Origin of the sequence: Paenibacillus alginolyticus DSM 5050 = NBRC 15375, assembly GCF_000422905.1 — a bacterium.
GTDB lineage: Bacteria > Bacillota > Bacilli > Paenibacillales > NBRC-103111 > Paenibacillus_E > Paenibacillus_E alginolyticus.
Window position 1 is genome coordinate 1 of the sequence record NZ_AUGY01000091.1, and the last position, 17307, is coordinate 17307.

17 protein-coding genes, 12 tRNA genes and 1 riboswitch are annotated in these 17307 nt (G+C 46.2%); of the genes, 27 read left to right on the forward strand and 2 right to left on the reverse strand.

Annotated features, from left to right (window positions below):
• The first annotated feature begins 1 nt into the window (after window position 1).
• The 25 genes from G519_RS0130465 to G519_RS0130590 all read left to right on the forward strand — a co-directional run bounded on the left by G519_RS0130465 (window position 2) and on the right by G519_RS0130590 (window position 12618).
• Window positions 2–77: transfer RNA gene (locus tag G519_RS0130465), tRNA-Asn, on the forward strand.
• A 27-nt stretch (window positions 78–104) separates the two neighbouring features.
• Window positions 105–196, forward strand: a tRNA-Ser gene (locus G519_RS0130470).
• 35 nt (window positions 197–231) lie between these two features.
• A tRNA-Glu gene (locus tag G519_RS0130475) sits at window positions 232–306 on the forward strand.
• A 76-nt stretch (window positions 307–382) separates the two neighbouring features.
• Window positions 383–458, forward strand: a tRNA-Val gene (locus tag G519_RS0130480).
• A 33-nt stretch (window positions 459–491) separates the two neighbouring features.
• A tRNA-Met gene (locus tag G519_RS0130485) sits at window positions 492–568 on the forward strand.
• Between the two features lie 31 nt (window positions 569–599).
• Window positions 600–676, forward strand: a tRNA-Asp gene (locus tag G519_RS0130490).
• Window positions 677–695: 19 nt separating this feature from the next.
• Window positions 696–768, forward strand: a tRNA-Lys gene (locus G519_RS0130495).
• Between the two features lie 46 nt (window positions 769–814).
• A tRNA-Leu gene (locus tag G519_RS0130500) sits at window positions 815–899 on the forward strand.
• A 145-nt stretch (window positions 900–1044) separates the two neighbouring features.
• Entirely contained in the window at window positions 1045–1296 is a 252-nt protein-coding gene (locus tag G519_RS0130505; RefSeq protein ID WP_029197887.1) for a DUF1450 domain-containing protein, read from the forward strand.
• A gap of 113 nt (window positions 1297–1409) precedes the next feature.
• On the forward strand, window positions 1410–1919 hold the full coding sequence (locus tag G519_RS0130510; protein WP_029197888.1) for a ferritin: 510 nt from the start codon (window positions 1410–1412) through the stop codon (window positions 1917–1919).
• Window positions 1920–2056: 137 nt separating this feature from the next.
• Window positions 2057–2677, forward strand: coding sequence for a GyrI-like domain-containing protein (locus G519_RS0130515; protein WP_029197889.1), 621 nt, complete (start codon window positions 2057–2059; stop codon window positions 2675–2677).
• A gap of 54 nt (window positions 2678–2731) precedes the next feature.
• A complete protein-coding gene (locus G519_RS0130520) occupies window positions 2732–3187 on the forward strand; it encodes a hypothetical protein (protein ID WP_029197890.1) in 456 nt (151 codons plus the stop codon).
• A 28-nt stretch (window positions 3188–3215) separates the two neighbouring features.
• Window positions 3216–3914: an AIM24 family protein gene (locus G519_RS0130525; protein ID WP_029197891.1), complete on the forward strand. Its 699-nt coding sequence runs from the start codon at window positions 3216–3218 to the stop codon at window positions 3912–3914.
• A gap of 102 nt (window positions 3915–4016) precedes the next feature.
• Window positions 4017–4091: transfer RNA gene (locus tag G519_RS0130530), tRNA-Gly, on the forward strand.
• 7 nt (window positions 4092–4098) lie between these two features.
• Window positions 4099–4175: transfer RNA gene (locus G519_RS0130535), tRNA-Arg, on the forward strand.
• A 23-nt stretch (window positions 4176–4198) separates the two neighbouring features.
• A tRNA-Pro gene (locus G519_RS0130540) sits at window positions 4199–4275 on the forward strand.
• 19 nt (window positions 4276–4294) lie between these two features.
• Window positions 4295–4365, forward strand: a tRNA-Gly gene (locus G519_RS0130545).
• Window positions 4366–4739: 374 nt separating this feature from the next.
• Window positions 4740–5585, forward strand: a complete 846-nt coding sequence (locus G519_RS0130555) for a sugar phosphate isomerase/epimerase family protein (RefSeq protein ID WP_029197892.1) — start codon at window positions 4740–4742, stop codon at window positions 5583–5585.
• Between the two features lie 387 nt (window positions 5586–5972).
• A complete protein-coding gene (locus tag G519_RS0130560; RefSeq protein WP_376768219.1) occupies window positions 5973–6827 on the forward strand; it encodes a carbohydrate ABC transporter permease in 855 nt (284 codons plus the stop codon).
• The gene (locus tag G519_RS0130565; RefSeq protein WP_029197894.1) at window positions 6824–7648 is read left to right on the forward strand and encodes a carbohydrate ABC transporter permease; all 825 of its coding nucleotides are present in this window, start codon (window positions 6824–6826) and stop codon (window positions 7646–7648) included. The genes G519_RS0130560 and G519_RS0130565 overlap by 4 nt, the downstream gene beginning before the upstream one ends.
• Before the next feature lie 75 nt (window positions 7649–7723).
• Window positions 7724–9094 carry an ABC transporter substrate-binding protein gene (locus tag G519_RS0130570; RefSeq protein ID WP_036634363.1) on the forward strand — a complete coding sequence of 457 codons (1371 nt, stop codon included), beginning with the start codon at window positions 7724–7726 and terminating at the stop codon, window positions 9092–9094.
• A 44-nt stretch (window positions 9095–9138) separates the two neighbouring features.
• Complete coding sequence (locus G519_RS0130575) at window positions 9139–9882, forward strand: glycerophosphodiester phosphodiesterase (protein ID WP_029197896.1); 744 nt, start codon at window positions 9139–9141, stop codon at window positions 9880–9882.
• A gap of 73 nt (window positions 9883–9955) precedes the next feature.
• Window positions 9956–10636, forward strand: coding sequence for an MgtC/SapB family protein (locus tag G519_RS0130580; protein ID WP_029197897.1), 681 nt, complete (start codon window positions 9956–9958; stop codon window positions 10634–10636).
• A gap of 77 nt (window positions 10637–10713) precedes the next feature.
• Window positions 10714–10873: riboswitch (cyclic di-AMP (ydaO/yuaA leader) on the forward strand.
• A 2-nt stretch (window positions 10874–10875) separates the two neighbouring features.
• Window positions 10876–11775 carry a C40 family peptidase gene (locus G519_RS0130585; RefSeq protein ID WP_029197898.1) on the forward strand — a complete coding sequence of 300 codons (900 nt, stop codon included), beginning with the start codon at window positions 10876–10878 and terminating at the stop codon, window positions 11773–11775.
• Window positions 11776–11958: 183 nt separating this feature from the next.
• The gene (locus tag G519_RS0130590) at window positions 11959–12618 is read left to right on the forward strand and encodes a hypothetical protein (protein WP_029197899.1); all 660 of its coding nucleotides are present in this window, start codon (window positions 11959–11961) and stop codon (window positions 12616–12618) included.
• Here G519_RS0130590 and G519_RS0130595 read toward each other — a convergent pair.
• The gene (locus tag G519_RS0130595) at window positions 12615–13562 is read right to left on the reverse strand and encodes a stalk domain-containing protein (RefSeq protein WP_029197900.1); all 948 of its coding nucleotides are present in this window, start codon (window positions 13560–13562) and stop codon (window positions 12615–12617) included. The genes G519_RS0130590 and G519_RS0130595 overlap by 4 nt on opposite strands.
• Before the next feature lie 31 nt (window positions 13563–13593).
• Window positions 13594–14763, reverse strand: a complete 1170-nt coding sequence (locus G519_RS0130600) for a glycosyltransferase family 2 protein (protein WP_029197901.1) — start codon at window positions 14761–14763, stop codon at window positions 13594–13596.
• Between the two features lie 136 nt (window positions 14764–14899).
• On the opposite strand from G519_RS0130600, the gene yyaC reads away from it, so the two are divergent.
• Window positions 14900–15433, forward strand: a complete 534-nt coding sequence (yyaC, locus tag G519_RS0130605; RefSeq protein ID WP_029197902.1) for a spore protease YyaC — start codon at window positions 14900–14902, stop codon at window positions 15431–15433.
• Between the two features lie 147 nt (window positions 15434–15580).
• Window positions 15581–17266 carry an ABC transporter ATP-binding protein gene (locus G519_RS0130610; RefSeq protein ID WP_244280282.1) on the forward strand — a complete coding sequence of 562 codons (1686 nt, stop codon included), beginning with the start codon at window positions 15581–15583 and terminating at the stop codon, window positions 17264–17266.
• The last annotated feature ends 41 nt before the right edge of the window (window positions 17267–17307 follow it).

A 17307-nucleotide genomic window follows, 5' to 3' on the forward strand; every position in this document is an offset into this window, starting at 1 on the left:
TTCCCTGATAGCTCAGTTGGTAGAGCACTCGACTGTTAATCGAGTTGTCACAGGTTCGAGTCCTGTTCGGGGAGCCATTTTTTATAACATATCAGGCTTTTCATGGAGAGGTGTCCGAGCTGGCCGAAGGAGCACGATTGGAAATCGTGTAGGCGTCACAAGCGTCTCGAGGGTTCGAATCCCTCTCTCTCCGCCACCAATAACTTTTACATAAGAAAAGCCTGTTTACGCGGCCCGTTGGTCAAGTGGTTAAGACACCTCCCTTTCACGGAGGTAACAGGGGTTCGAGTCCCCTACGGGTCACCATCATTCCCCACAAAGTGACGTATAGCTACGAAGCTTATTCCGGTTACTTTGCGTGGACCCCAAATAATTATTCCATGGAGGCTTAGCTCAGCTGGGAGAGCATCTGCCTTACAAGCAGAGGGTCGGCGGTTCGATCCCGTCAGCCTCCACCATATATTCCTAATCAAATATCATGCTAGTAATGTCGCGGGGTGGAGCAGCCCGGTAGCTCGTCGGGCTCATAACCCGAAGGCCGCAGGTTCAAATCCTGCCCCCGCAACCAAACTCTTTCTGAGAGTTGTTTTACATAGTGTGGAGCTGTGGTGTAGTGGCCCAACATGCCTGCCTGTCACGCAGGAGACCGCGGGTTCGAATCCCGTCAGCTCCGCCATTTTTTTATTTTCGGACATGAGTCATTAGCTCAGTTGGTAGAGCACCTGACTTTTAATCAGGGTGTCGTAGGTTCGAATCCTACATGACTCAGTAAGTACAGGGATCTTTAGACATTAGTCTAAAGATCCCTGATTTCGCGGTCATGGCGGAATTGGCAGACGCGCACGGTTCAGGTCCGTGTGGGCTAACCCCCCGTGGAGGTTCGAGTCCTCTTGACCGCATCCCAAAGAGTTTTCTTTAATCCTTTATGAGGACTAAGGAAAACTCTTTTTTTGTACAAACTCACCCAATTTTAAGTTGACATTGATTATTATTATCACTAATATCAAGGATAGTGGTAAATGACGATGGCGGGGAGAGATCGAATTGAAAACGATTAAATACTGCTGTAGAAATGAAAAATTCGGATCCAAACAAATATATAAGTCCCTGAAAAATGAATATCCAGACCTAAAGCAAAAAAAGAAAGATTGCTTAGGCAATTGTAAGCATTGTAAAAAAGAATGTATCGCCATGATCGGTAAGAAAGAACTGCTGTGTGCAGCTTCGCCTGACTTACTTTATGCTCAGATCAAACAAATTATTGCTGAATCCAGGGCAGAAAGCGTGATGGCTTGAACCTAACCCTTCTAAAATTGTTGCTTCCGTTTGTATTTGTATGCGGAGTTCTGGTAATCTTGTATGTATGGGGAATACGCAAGAGATAACCATACAGAAAGGTGTGTGCATCTATGTTAAACGATACACTTACAGAAGCGCTCAATGAGCAGATGAACTATGAGTTTTACTCCGCGCACGTCTACTTGGCTATTGCTGGTTATTGTGCTGCGGAAAGCTTAGACGGCTTTTCCAACTTTTTTATTGTACAAGCTGAGGAAGAGAAATTCCATGCGATGAAAATTTTCAAATTCATAAATGACCGTGGGAAAAAGGTTAGCTTTGCTGGTATGGATACACCTGTTAATGAGTACAAATCGATCTTAGATGCTTTTGAACATGCTTATCTACATGAGCAAGAAGTAACAAGACGTATTTATCATCTATCTGATTTAGCTTTGAACGATAGAGAGCATGCGACTATGCAGTTCTTGAAATGGTTCATTGATGAGCAGGTAGAGGAAGAAGCCATGTTCGACAGCATTATTAATAAATTGAAACGTATAGATAAAGACAGTAACGCCTTCTTCATGTTGGATGCGGAGTTTGCTCAGCGTTCGTTCACACCACCAGTAGCGGAATAATTACATACGACTTTTATGAGCTTGAGACTTACCTATTTCGCGAAATTTGGCGAAGGGTAAGTTTTTTTATGTCTACTGACATGCAGTTGTCAGGAATCCTTTTATATACTTGGAGAAAAATGTAAAGGATGTGCAGCATGGAAAAGTTAGATTTAGCTAAAACGTATAAAAGCTATTACACAGCTCCCACGAAACCGCAATGGGTCGAATTTGATCCTATCTGGTATGTCACAATTCAAGGACAAGGGGATCCGGACGGCATAGCCTTCTCAAAAGAGACTGAAGCACTTTACACGCTTTCCTACAGCATCAAAGGCATTTATAAGAAAGAGGAGAAAGACTTTACTGTGGCCAAGCTGGAGGGCTTATGGTGGGTGGATGGGGATAGAAAGGCCCTGGATGTACCAAGGGATGAGTGGAACTGGAAGCTGTTGATCCGAATGCCTGATTATGTGAGGGCAGAAAGTGTCGAAGAAGCCCGTTCAACCGCGATGTCGAAGAAAAAGGAACTGAACGTTATTTCGGATATCAAGTATGAAACCTTGCATGAGGGAGCGTGTGTGCAAATGCTTCATGTGGGGCCCTATGCAACAGAACCGGAAACTTTGAAGCAAATCGAGGATTTCTTAGCTGAACATAGTCAATGCATCCGCGGCCTCCATCATGAGATTTATTTATCAGACCCGAGAAAAGTAGAGCCTTCGAAAATGAAGACGATCTTGCGGTATCCCATAGCAGCAGAAGTGGTGAAGGGGTGACTTTTGCTGTAAAATAGAAGAATATGTCGATATGAATGTGGGGAGGAACGGCAGATGCAGACACGTTATTTGGCGGGGACTGTAAAAGTCTTTGGCATCCTTATTATCTTGTTCGGATTTATGTATCCAGCTTCTGCTGTCCAAGCCTCGTGGCTAGATCGGGTGAAAGATATCTATCAATTGCCAGAGAATGTTCAACAAATTCAGAAAGACTATGAGACTACGAAGCAGCAATTAGAGGATCAGAAGGACAAGCTTTCCGAAGCCATACGGCATTCGCAAGAAACTGAGGAACGGCTTCTAGGGCAAAACGAAACGCTTAAAAGGGAAAATGAACAATTGCAAGAACGTTTGAAAGCCATGGAACAAGTTGCTTTAGATAAAGATAAGCGAAATCGGAAATTAACCTATATGGTTGTGACGGCTGTTTTGTTAATTGTTCTTTATTTTGTGCTTGGCCGCGTGTTTCGATTCATGGTTTGGCGGAGACAGAAGCGCGGAATGAGATAGATGTAGTCTATGAGGAGGTCCGGTGTGTATGGAGGTATCTTTCGAGGAAGTAAGCTCACATGCGAAGATAGCCACGTTGCACATCGAACAGAATGAGTCTGTTCATGTGCTGCATCCGAGCCAAATTGTCGCTTTTCAAGGGAAGTCTGAGCAGAGAGAAGATTCTTTCATGAAACTGCCGAGTATGTATAGGAAGAAGCGTTTTGTCCAGTCACGGCTGCATGGTCCTGCCAATGTCATGCTGGGGCTGCCTGAAGGCTATAGCATGGCTGTTATACCAATAGGAGCGGATGATGATCTTCTGTATGAATTCCGACATGTTTTGTTTTACACAGAGGGAGTCAGCTACTCTTCTCATCTGCAAAATGTTAAGAATACACTGATTACGCAGGATTTCGTGAAAATGCAGTTTAAAGGTCCTGGCAAACTAGGACTTCTGACTGCAGGACCGATTTATCAAATGGCGTTGGATGCTAAGCAGCCCTTATATGTAGATACAAGCTGTCTTGTTGCCTATCCGCGGAACGCTCAGCTGCGTCTGTGTGTGTACGGCAATACACTGGCCAGTCAGCATATGAATTATCATTGGGAAATGACGGGACATGGACACGTTCTCATGCAGCCCTGTAAGCCTGATCGCAAATTAGATGAGCATATGAAAAATGACAGTTTACTGCGCCGCATTGCCAGAGAAGTACTGCCGTTTGGCGGTATTTTCATCAAATAAAAATAGGTAAGAAAAAACATTTGCATTTGTCCTCAATTCCTGATATATTATTCCTCGTCGCCTCGGAGAAACGTTAGCGAGAATGACATGCAAATATACGATGCGGAAGTGGCTCAGCGGTAGAGCATCGCCTTGCCAAGGCGAGGGTCGCGGGTTCGATCCCCGTCTTCCGCTCCACTCATTTGCGCCCTTAGCTCAGCTGGATAGAGTATTTGACTACGAATCAAAAGGTCGGGAGTTCGAATCTCTCAGGGCGCGCCATTTTTCATATGTAATAACCGTATCGGGACGTAGCTCAGCTTGGTAGAGCACCTGCTTTGGGAGCAGGGGGTCGCATGTTCAAATCGTGTCGTCCCGACCATCAATCCCTTTATTAATACGCGGGCGTAGTTTAATGGTAGAACTTCAGCCTTCCAAGCTGATCGCGCGGGTTCGATTCCCGCCGCCCGCTTCACAGAAAGAGATCACCTTAGGGTGATCTCTTTCGTTTGAACGGGAAAGGAAGAGAAGCCGTATGGGTTCGACCGTCCGTGAAGACATCATAGAATATCCCGCCGCCCGCTTCACAGAAAAAGATTACCTTCGGGTGGTCTTTTTTTTGATCGGTATATTGAAAACGTTACCAAACTGTAGTAACATTACAACACTGGTTGTTGGCAATTTTTTCAAACATGTTCTGACAGAGATGTAATAGCGACCAATCTTGCTTAACTCATTTGAAGCAAAGCAAGGCAGAATGCTACCTTTGCTGATGGGCATTTCCACAAATTGACCAAAGGTAAAAAAGACCAACGAGATTTTAAGTAGATGAGGAGGGGATCTCTAATGATTGTAGGTTTAGGGGAATGGGGTTTGCATTACCGCACTATAGAAGATCATTGTAGGATTGCAAGAAAATTCGATCTTCGATATTTGGAGCTGGGAATTGGTGGGGATTTTCCTGGTCGAATTCAAAGGGATATCAGTCAACAAGAGATAAACAATCTCCAAACCTGTATAAATGACTACGGTATCAAAGCCCCATTCGTGGTTTTGGAGAACGATTTTACTTTGGTGGATTCTGAACAATTAAGAAAGATGAAAGATCGTGTAGCTCATGACATACGTCTTGCTTCCCGTCTTGGTGCTTCACATGTTCGATTATTCACAGGATTCGCGCTTGCTTCTGAGATGACGGAGGAGCGTTGGACAAGTATGCTGGAGGCATTTGCCTTGATGGAGGATCTTTGCTCACAATTAGGAATGGTGATCTCCATAGAGACACACGGGCGAAATACACAAGTAAACAATGGATTTATACATGAGCATACGACATCTACGGAGTGGAAATCGTTGCAACGGTTGCTTATAGAATTGCCGTCTGCAGTTGGATTTAACTTCGATCCCGGCAATCTGAAGGCTGTTGATTCATCAAGACCATTGACAGATTATGCTAGATTGTTGGGAAACAGAATTAACTATTGTCACCTCAAAGATTGGAAACGGATCGAAGATTATTGGGTGGCATGTGCGCCAGGCGACGACGACCTGAATTATGATGAGCTGCTGAAGGAAGTGCCGTTTCAAGGTGTTTATCTGATCGAATATGAACAAGTGAATGACGTCGAAGAAGGAATAGGCAGAAGCCTGAAGTATTTGCGATCTATACGTCCCGAATTGCGAACGGAATAAGTAGTGTCACTTTTAAAAGCTACGAAGATTGCTCTAATCATATGAATTATAAATCGTGGAAAATCATGGTTGACAGTATCCATTACTAGCGTGTATGATGTGAACAAGTTAATAATTGTGATGGAGACAAGGAGATTCACGTAGATTGCATGCCAACGAGCATGGCAATTTATGTGTTTTTTTTGCTCTTTTCACCCGTTTCCTCCGAAATGAGCGAGATGGAAAATAACGAGTTACCAAAAGCGATACAGGGAAACCGAATGCCCTTAGCGTGAAAATGTAACTTTTTGAAAGAGAGGGGTATGCAATTTGGCAGTAAGTGAAAGCGCTTTAAAGAGAGAAGCAACGGCAAGTGTATCAGCAAGGAAAAAGAAGTGGGAGGAGAACATATTAGCTTATTTATTTCTGGCACCTTCTTTAGTCTTGTTTGCTGCGTTCCTATTTTATCCGATGGTCAAATCTGTTTACCTGAGTATGACGCTCACGGACCCTCGCGGTAGGGTCGTTGAATTTGTCGGGCTTGATAATTTCATCGATTTACTTGCTTCGGGACAGTTTTATTCGAATTTAAAAGTGACGTTGCTGTTTATCTTGTTTACGGTACCTACCTCAATCGTATGGTCCTTATTTTTGGCAGCGATCACCCACAACAAACTGCGGGGCATGAAAATATTCCAGTTCATATTTTCTCTGCCTATCGTTATATCGGTAGGTACGGGGTCGATTATCTGGTTCTTGTTATTCCATCCGACAGCAGGCATGTTGAATTACTTTCTAAGCATTGCACACATCGATCCGATCCCTTGGTTAACGAGTCCTTCGTGGGCGCTGGTTTCGATCTCTCTATTGACGGTATGGATGAATATGGGGTTTCTGTTCATTGTTCTGTCCAGTGGTCTTCAAGGGGTTCCGGAAGAAATTTATGAAAGCGCTAAAATTGACGGTTCAAGCCCGATGCGGACGTTTATCCAAATCGTTCTGCCGCTTCTGTCACCCACGATATTTTTTGCCCTTATCGTGTCCGTGATCGGCGCTTTCCAAGCCTTTGGACAAATTCATATTTTGACAAAGGGTGGTCCGATGAATTCGACCAATGTGATCGTGTATTCCATCTACCAGGACGCTTTTGTTAATTTCCGTTTCGGAATCGGCAGCGCTCAGGCTTTGGTTCTCTTCGTTATTATCATGATTTTGACTGTCGTGCAGTTTAAAGTTTTAGAAAAGAAGGTGCATTATCAATGATTGCGAAAAGGATCGCACCCACCCTGAATTACTTGTTGCTAGTTGTGCTGGCCCTTGTCGTTTTGTATCCGCTGTTATTTACGGTATCCTCATCGTTTATGACAGAGAAGGAAGTTTCTAACTTCCCACCGCCATTATTTCCTTCTCAGTTGTATCTTGAGAACTTCAAGAACGCTATCTCTGGCTTTCCAATCGTGCGCTTTATCCTGAACAGCTTTATTGTATCTTCGGGGATTACGGTTAGTCAGGTTATTACGTCAAGTTTGGCCGCTTACGCTTTTTCGTTCTTGAATTTCAAAGGAAAGAAAATATTGTTCGCCGTTTTTCTTTCGACCATGATGATTCCATGGGAAGTTACCATTATTCCAAATTATTTGACCATCAAAAATTGGGGATGGATGGACAGCTACCAGGGGCTGATCGTTCCCTTTATGGCTGGAGCCTTCGGGGTTTTCCTGCTTCGCCAGTTTTTCCTTCAGCTGCCTAATGAATTGTTTGATGCAGCAAAAATTGACGGATGCGGGCATCTCCGGAATTTTTTCTCGATCGTGCTTCCACTATCCCGTCCTGCGCTTTCTACTTTGGGGGTTTATGTCTTCCTTACGCACTGGAACCACTATTTATGGCCTCTGCTAATTACAAATAGGGCGTCCATGAGAACGGTGCAAATCGGGGTTTCTATGCTGCAGCATGCGGAAGTCATGTCGTGGAATTTGATTTTGGCGGGAGTTACGATCGTTCTGCTTCCTTCGTTCCTTTTATTGGCTTTAGGTGTGAAACAATTAGTACGAGGCATTACCGCAGGTGCTGTAAAAGGTTAAGCGAGCGATGATCCGTCTGTTACCTAGCAGACTTATCATATATGTATCCACTTTAAGCGAGGAGAGATAGAGACAATGGGGAAAAAAAGGTTAACGGCTTTAGCTTTAACGGCAACAATGGTTTTCCTATCGGCATGCAGCGTAAATATGGGGGAAAGTACAGAAAGCAAGAAACCAGAAGCAACGAAATCTGGAGCAGTTGAGGCAAGTGGACCGAAGAAAGTCGTATTCTGGCATGCGATGGGTGGATCCAATACGAAAGTTGTTGATCAACTGGTCGCCGATTATAACGCTTCTCAGAATAAAATCAAGGTAGAAGCGGTGTATCAAGGAAATTACGATGACCTGCTTAGCAAATTGAAGGCGTCCATGGGTACAAGCGAAGGCCCTTCGGTCGTCCAGATGTATGAGATCGGCAGCCGCTTCATGATTGATTCCAAAGCCATTACACCGATGCAAAACTTCATTGATGCGGATAAGTGGGATTTGTCACAGCTGGAGCCGAACATCGCCGGGTACTATACGTTAGGTGGCAAACTTTACTCGATGCCGTTCAACACGTCGAATCCGGTCCTTTACTATAATAAAGATTTGTTTAAAGCAGCCGGTCTTGATCCTGCAAAACCTCCAAAAACATTTGAGGAATTGAAAGTTGCTGCAGATGCCATTACTAAATCAGGTAAAGCTACCGGGGCAAACTTTGCGATTTATGGCTGGTTCATGGAGCAGCTCTTTGCCAATCAAGGCGCTGAATACGTAAACAACGGAAACGGTCGCACCTCTAATGCAACCCAATCACAGGTAAACACGGAGCCAGGTGTGAAGGTACTTACTTGGTGGAAGGATCTTATCGACACCAAAGCGGCTAACAATCTGGGACGCAAAACAGACGATTCCAAAAAAGCATTTTCCGCAGGTCAGGTCGGTATGATTCTGGAATCCACAGCGGCACTTAAGGGGCTTGTTGACAGCGCCAGCGGCAAATTCGAAGTTGGGACCAGCTTCTTGCCGAAACCGGCAGATGCGAAAGAAGGCGGTGTTGTTGTCGGCGGAGCCAGCTTATGGGTCATGAATAACCGTCCAGATGATGAGCAGAAATCCACTTGGGATTTCATCAAATTTTTGACAACACCTAAGGAACAGGCTTACTGGCACGTCAATACGGGGTACTTCCCGATTACCAAAAAAGCCTATGACGAAGACATTGTAAAGGAAAACCTGAAAAAATTTCCTCAGTTCCAGACAGCGATTGATCAACTGCACCAAACGAAGTTGAACACAGCAACGCAGGGTGCGGTAATGGGTGTATTCCCTGAAGCAAGACAAATTGTTGAAGGGGCGATCGAAGAAGTGCTCAACAACAAGAAGACTCCGAAGGAAGCATTGGATGCAGCGGAAAAAGAGATCACTTCGAAGATTCAAACTTACAACAAAACAGTCAAATAATGATATGAAAAGGCTTGAATTCACTAGCCGGAAAGGAAACAGGAATGCTTAGTAATAAACCAATGATTATTGCACATCGCGGGGCCAAAGGAATGGCCCCGGAAAATACGCTTGCTGCCTTCCGGCTTGGGTTAAGCCAGGGATGTGAAGGGATTGAGCTTGACGTTCATTTGACCGCTGATGAGGAAATCGTCGTATGCCATGATATGACGTTAAACCGGACTACAAACGGAAAAGGCCTGATAGCGGAGAAAAGCTTATCGGAAATCAAAACCTATGATGCGGGTCTTTGGTTTGGTGATGAGTTCAAAGGGGAGACCGTGCCTACTTTGGACGAAGTCTTTGATCTAGTACCCGATTCCATCATGATTAACGTGGAAATCAAATACTCGTATGACGGCAGAATGGAGCATAAGCTTGTTGAATTTCTGCGCAGACGTAACCGTTTGAATAATGTCATCGTTTCATCTTTCGACCATAAGTGTGTCAGAAGGATCAAACAAATGGAATCGGAAGCCAAGATCGGTCTTTTGTATCAGTCCAAATTGCTTGATCCTACCGCATACGCACGCAGTTTTGATGTGGAGGTGTACTCGCTTCATCCTTACTTTCAAATGTTGGATGCCGAGGATGTGCTGAAGGCGACAAAGAGCGGGCTTTATGTCTACCCTTATACGGCAAATGAAGTAAATGATCTGCTGCATCTAACTGGGCTTGGGGTTTCGGGTATCATTACGGACTTCCCTGGAAGATTAAAAGATTTGTTGCAAACGCAGGATTCCAAGTGAAAAATTTCTATGCGAAAAGCCCCGGTTTCCGGGGCTTTACCTTTCATTTTATCTTTAGGAATGGGGACATGAAATGAGTCTTCTTGTTTTGGAGAAACTAGGGATGGCGCTGTTGTTAGGTCTGTTGATCGGGATTGACCGTCAACTCAAGCATAAACCATTGGGTATGAAAACGAGTATGGTGATTTCGGTGGCTAGCTGCTTAATCACTATTGTATCGATAGGAGCCGTTCAAAAGTACTCCATCCCTGGATATACGAATATGGATCCTATGAGGCTAGCGGCTCAAATTATTAGCGGAGTAGGATTTATCGGGGCTGGCGTTATTTTAAGACGAAGTAATGAGATTATTTCTGGACTTACGACCGCGGCATTGGTATGGGCGGCTTCCGCTCTTGGCATCGCAACGGGAGCAGGATTTTATCAAGAGGCGACTTTGGCTGTTATTCTTATTATTTTCGCTATCAATCTGTTTCCGATTTTTATCAAGCTGCTTGGCCCACAAAAGCTGAGGGAGAAGGACTTGGCGATCAATATTATATTCAGTCCTGAGGGGGACATGTCCACACTTATCGATCAAATCAGCGCAGAATACATGAAGGTGAAGCATATCAAAATTAAGGACTTGAACGAGAACCAACAAATTCAGTTGGTCATTTCCACAGCAGACAAACATCGTACGACAACTGTCTACAGCAAAATCAAGAAGATCAAATATGTGCTCGCAGCCGAAGTTGAAACGATAAGCAATTAATACGAGATGCTATCCCGTGGAAACTATTACCACTATACAAAAGTTGAAACTAATAGACCAACTATGCTAGTCTAACATAGACAAAAATGCCGAATCTCGGAGCAGCAAAAGCTCTGGTACGGGGGACTTCTTTACTTGGGGTGAATGAATGCTCAGCTGTTTTAATAAACTGAGCGCGCTAGGGAAACCTCTTCCCGAACCCGTCAACTAACCTCGGAGGCTTCAAGGAGGAAAGGTTTTTGAAATTTTTCACAAAAAGCTTTATTTGTTCATGCGCACTTGTGTGTGCAGCAGTATCCATGTTTTCCGCTCCCTCGGTTCAAGCAGCATCAGCTGCATCCACTGTGAAAGTCCAGGTCAACGATGAGTTGATTCAGTTTCCAGAAGTACAGCCATTTATTGACAATGCAGGGACACTGCAAGTTCCTCTGCGCGTACTATCTGAGAAATTAGGTTATCAAGTTGGCTGGGCGAAGCAAGAAAGCGACATCGTGGTCACGTTGATCAACAAGCAGCAGACGATTCAACTGACAACCGACGAGAAGCAAGCGATTGTGAACAGCAAGAAGATTAGTCTGGAAAGCAGTCCGACGCTTTATCAAGGTAATACGTATGTACCCTTGCGATTCATCACTGAAACATTCGGTTCTCCGATTGAGTGGAATGATGCGAATCGTATCGCGATTGTGAATGTCGATGGCAAGTCGCACAAACCAGCCTGGATTGCGCCGCCAGCACCAGCACCAGCTCCAGCTCCAAAGGTAGCAGCGGTAGCTATACCATCCATGTCTGATCAAATCGTGCAAACAGCAAATACGTTCATGGGAACGCCATACGTTTGGGGAGGCACAACTCCGAGAGGGTTTGATTGTTCCGGATTTGTACGCTATTTGTACGAAGCTAAAGGTATTGATCTACCCAGAACTGCGGTCCAAATGTACGATGAAGCAGGAACCAGAGTTATGGACTTGAAGGCTGGAGATCTTGTGTTTTTTGCTGCAGGAAGTGTGAACCACGTAGGGATTTATCTGGGAAATGATCAATTCATTTCGGCGACAACGTCTAGAGGTGTAAGGATAGATAGTCTCGCCAGTTCATACTGGGGATCCAGATATGTGGGAGCCAAAAGAGTTCTGTAAGTAAGCCATGTGGTGAAAAAAGGATTAAATCCTTGGGCATTTGTTTTCTATGAATCTTTCGAATGAAAGCATAGAAGGCAGATGTTCTTTTTTTATGCGAAATATTGCGATTTTTATCGAAATTTTATGGTTTTTAGCCTATAATGAAGAAATGTTTGGAAGAAAGCAGGTGACACGAACCGCATGCAATTAAGTGTCTGGAAAAGTTGGTTTTATAAAAAAAGACATTCGAATAAAGCAAATAGCATGTATATCGTGGAAAAAGGTCCTGCCATACCAGAGGAGATTCGGGGAGTCATTGATCGATTTTTCCTTACGTATAATCATTTCAAAGGGGCTAGAAGCTTACAGACGGATACGTTTATAAAAGAAGTCTTTTACGCAACGAAACAGGATCCGAAGGATCAAAGGTCGATTGAAGAGATGGAAGCCTATATTCAGCAGAAAAATGTGCATCGATTGCGATTGAAATCGTATGTTGTCGATGAGTATCTTAGCATAGGCGAGAAGGTTTGCATGATAGGCGTGACGAGGGAATTCAGTAATAATCAGCGAAATCGCGTGCTTTATTTTCTAATAAAAGAGGATCAGTCTTGGCGCTTTCATCATATCGCAAGGTCGCACCATGGGACGGTTCTAGATAAGTTTCAAGTGAATGAGCAAACGGGGTTCGTGGTTGGAAATGATAAAGCCGCTCTCCTCTTTCTGACACACTCCGGTTCTGCCGATGCCTCCACCTTTATTTTGGGTGATTATGTGCATGTGGAAGGTTATTTGGAAGTGGAGCAAGAGGTGAGCAGCCAATTGTATTACCGAATTGTACGAATGAATCGCGTGCACTAAAAACGAAGTGAAACCCGATAAAGCTGTGGATACCACTGGATCTGTCCGCCTAAGGATTCAATAATGGCTCGCAAGGGCATATAAATATGACCATCTATTATTGCAGGTGCTTCAGGGAGTACGACCGATTGCCCATTCACCGTTGGTCCTGCTCCAATAGCGGCATCAACCGACGTAAGCATGGAGCTTGCTCCGGTATCTTGATTATGAAGTGATGAAGTCAGCTTCACGGTATCGCCTATATGGATATTAGGCAGCACGTGTGTCTTATAATTGGCACTATTTCCAAGTAGGAACACCTGTCCATCTTCGGGAATATCGACATTCTGCGTCGTAATGGCTGTAACTTTGCCCTCGCGGAGAACAACAACTTTGGTTGAGTTAGGAAAGTCGATCGTCGGGCCAAAAGCGCGCGTGTACCAGACGACTTGATCATTGGCGGAATCACCGTAATATTTGTTCACACCCCAAGCAGTGAATGTGTAGGCTTTGCTCTGATGAGTAACGCTTATTTGGTGCTCCGTTTGAATTCGCTGTAAGCTAACGGTTTTGTCGGCTTGAACCAGAAAGGCAGGATTAACGCCGGAGTGCATGATTTCACCAGAGCCAATGAGTAAACCATTCGGGTAGCGCTGGGTATCATCTTTTTCATAGGCGTCAAAAAAAGTCCCATTGATCCCTGCAATTGCATGGTTCCTCGTTAACATGGAGGAGAAGGGCTCATCATGACCAATGCCGTCCTCAGCCGTTACAGGCTTAACGCGCAAGTAGGGATCGGTGAGATCGACTGTGACCCATTGTACAGTAAACGACTTGCCATTATAAGCAATCGTTCGGGTTTGTGTTTGAACGATACCTTGTGCGGAAGTAGATGCTGGGAAGATAAGGGCTGCTGAGAGCAGACAGCTGAGCATCGCGGTGTAAGTAAGAGTGCGGAAACGCATGAGGCATTGGCAGCTATCACCCTTTCTGAATTTACTTCTTTTTTAATTCGCGCAAGGAGTAGAACGTTCCTCTCCAATTGATGCCACCTTGTTTCCAAGTTAGCCAAACGGAGCGGATGATCGTATATAGGAGCAGGGAGGCGCTGACAGGAAGCAGGAAAGCTTCATCCCCGCGTTTGCTCATGAGGCGGAACATTAGCTTGCGGTATAGCCATATTTGTAAAATGACAGCGACAGCATACGCAGCTCCTCTCCAGTCCCAAAGGAAGATCAGGCCGAGCCAAGGGAATATAAAAAAGATAAGCTGTCCCAGACAAGCGAGTAAAGCAATGGTGTAGCTGTAGCGAAAGCCGGAGAAAAGGTTTTTCTCCAGACCGATGATCGCTTCCTTGAGGGAGCGGTACCATTCGACTTGAAGGATGTGTTTGCCGGACAGCACCTTCTGCCTAAATCCAGCTCGTTTGAGGGAGATGCCTAATTGAAGGTCATCATCAGGTCTTAGGGCAATTGATTTGTGCGTGCCAATCGCTTCATATGCACTGCGGCTGACCATGTTAAAGGCGCCTATTCCGATGCCCGGTTCACGGGCGCTGTCAAGGTTGGCACGCCACGGGCGGACGAATAAGGAAAATGAGAAGAGGAAGAAATGAACGAACCCTCTAAGCAGCGTGCTTCGCGCAATCATGTTAGGAGTCAGCGTGAGATGCTGTACGTCATGTTCCTTCATATAAGTAACCGCATCTGAAATCGTTCCTGGTGCAAAGATAATATCCGCATCTGTAAAAAGTAAATATTGGCCTCTCGCTTGCTGATACCCTTGGTAGAGGGCATGGTTTTTGCCAAGCCAGCCTTCAGGCAGAGAGGTGATGTGAATGATTTTCAGCGGTGTGTGTATATCCGTTTTGTGCTGTGACCACTTCCGCAGCTCTTCAAGCCGGACACCGGTAGCGTCCTGAGAGCGGTCATTGACGGCGATGATCTCGAGGCGCGGATAATTTTGCGTCAGAAGATGTCGGACGGTTTCTAGGATGGTACTCTCCTCTTCTTTGGCGGCGATAATGACCGAAACGAGGGGAGGCTTGTCCGGGAGTTTCGTGGATTTGGGCAGAGTATGCAGCAAATGTATGCCTTTAAGCACATCGAAAGTGATATAAAGCCAGTAGAGGAGGGTCAGGATCGCGATAATTCCTAGGGTGGACATGGTGTGCCTCCTTAAAGTTTTGCTTTGCAAAACTTGCATCGTAAGCATAATCTTGAAAGAATAAGAGTTGACCGCATTATATCATTCATCAGGAGTGAGGGGAAATTTTGCTGGATGCGTGTTAAGGGAGGATCTCATGGGGGAAGAAGGGACTAAACCGCGGGAGCAGTATTGGAAAAAGATGAATGGCGAACAGTTGGCCATCTTTCTCAAGGCGATTGGGAATAAGTCGGTGATGAAGCCGGATTCGTTGGCTTTTGTATGTATAGGAACTGATCGATCAACAGGTGATGCACTAGGCCCGCTTGTCGGGAGCAGACTTGTGGAACTGGGGTATCCGCATGTGATTGGAACACTTGAAGCGCCTTGTGATGCGAGTAACCTAGCAGCGCGTTTGCAGGAAATTCCACTTGGCTGTGTGGTAATAGCGATTGATGCTTGTTTGGGACAGAAGCTGTCAGTGGGCATGTATCAGGTGTCTAATCAGCCATTGGCTCCAGGAAAGTCAGTAGGGAAAGTGCTGCCTGGGGTCGGGGATTATACGATCGCGGCTATCGTCAATGCAGACGGGCCTAGACAGTATAGTGTTCTACAAACGACATCGCTGTACAGCGTGTTGAAGATGGCAGATGAAGTGACGAAGGCAATCGAGCATGCTTTTCCCATTTAGAAGGCAGCTTAAGGTAGAACGGAGAGATGAATAGTGGGACCAGGTGGCATGGGGCGGCTTTCCGATAGGAATCGGCCTAAGGCGAAGTTAAAGGATGTTTCGGTAAAAAGGATTTTGCGGTTGTTCAAGGGGTATTGGGGACAATTATTGGCGATTATAGGATTGGCGCTGTTCGCAGCTGTGATTGGTTTAATCCCGCCTCTTGTTATGAAAGAAATTATTGATAAAGCGATTCCGCAAGGCAATATGAAGATTCTGGCAGGGATGGCGCTGCTCATGATATTTCTGCCTGTCGTAAGCGGAGTACTTGGTGTATGGCAAAATCATCTCAATACCAAAGTAACCCAAGGGGTTATTCGAGATTTAGGACAATCCTTGTTTCATAATTTGCAGCGGCAATCGATGGCTTTCTTTACGGATGCTCGGTCGGGGGAAATTGTTCAGCGGATCACGGGGGATGTACAAGCTGTGCAAAGTGTGGTGACTTCGCTGGTTGTGTCCTCGATCACACAGATAGTTATTGTAGTTTCGACCATCGGTATTTTGTTTGCGCTTGATTGGAAACTAGCCATTATCTCTGTGCTTATTCTTCCATTGTTTGTGCTGCCTGTGAAAAAAGTATCCAAGGTTCGGAAAGAGCTGCGTACGGAAACGCAGAAAGTGCGTTCGGATATTACTTCTCAGCTTAGCGAAAATTTCGGGATTTCCGGTGCTTTGTTGACTCGTATTTTTGGCAGGGAGAAGCAGCAGGAAATCGAGTTTACGGCCATGAACCAGAAGGTCATGGATTTGGAGCTGCGGCTCAATCTGGTGGGCCGCTGGTTCGGGATGGCGACGAGCACGCTGGGGCCGTTAGGCACAGCGATTATTTATATGTACGGCGGCTACTCTGTCATATCCGGCAGCATGACGCTGGGCTCGATCGTCGCCTTCGCGGCGTATCTTGGCCGGTTGTACATGCCTGTAGGTATGCTGCTGAACCTACATGTCGAGGTGGCTACTGCGCTAGGCGTGTTCCAGCGCATCTTCGAGTACCAGGACATGGTTCCCGATGTCATGGATGCTGAGGGGGCGCGGCCGCTAGGCCTGGTCGAGGGGCGTGTGGCTTATAAGCAGGTTTCCTTTGCTTATAAGCCAGGGCAGTACGCGCTGCGGGACGTCACGTTCGAGGCGCAGCCGGGTGAGATGGTCGCGCTCGTCGGGCCGAGCGGCGCGGGGAAATCGACGCTGATCGGCATGATCGCGCGGCTGTACGACTCGACATCGGGTGTCGTCGAGGTCGATGGCGTGAACGTCCGCGACGTTCAGCTGGCTTCGCTGCGAGCGCAAATCGCGTACGTGACGCAAGAGTCGTTTCTGTTCCACGCGACGATTGGCGACAACCTGCGCTTCGCGCGGGAGGACGCTACGCGTGAGGAGATGGAGGCCGCGTGTCGGCAGGCCTACATCCACGACTTTATCGTGTCGCTTCCCGAAGGGTACGACACGATGGTCGGAGAGCGCGGCCACCGGCTCTCCGGCGGCGAGCGCCAGCGGATCGCGATTGCCCGCGCGATCCTGAAGCGCCCGCGCATCCTCATCCTCGATGAGGCGACGTCGCACTTGGACTCGGAGTCCGAGTCCTATGTGCAGGCGGCGCTCGAGGAGCTGATGCAAGGGCGCACGACGCTGGTGATCGCGCACCGGCTCTCCACGGTGCTGGCCGCCGATCACATTCTGGTGATTGAAGCGGGCAGCGTCGTGGAGCGGGGCACGCACAGCGAGCTGCTTGCGCTGGATGGGCTGTACGCGCGGCTGTACAGCACGCAGTTCGCTAGTGTTACTGAGGAGTAGATGTGCGCGACCACGGCTGTTGATAGGCCATGGCATGGTCA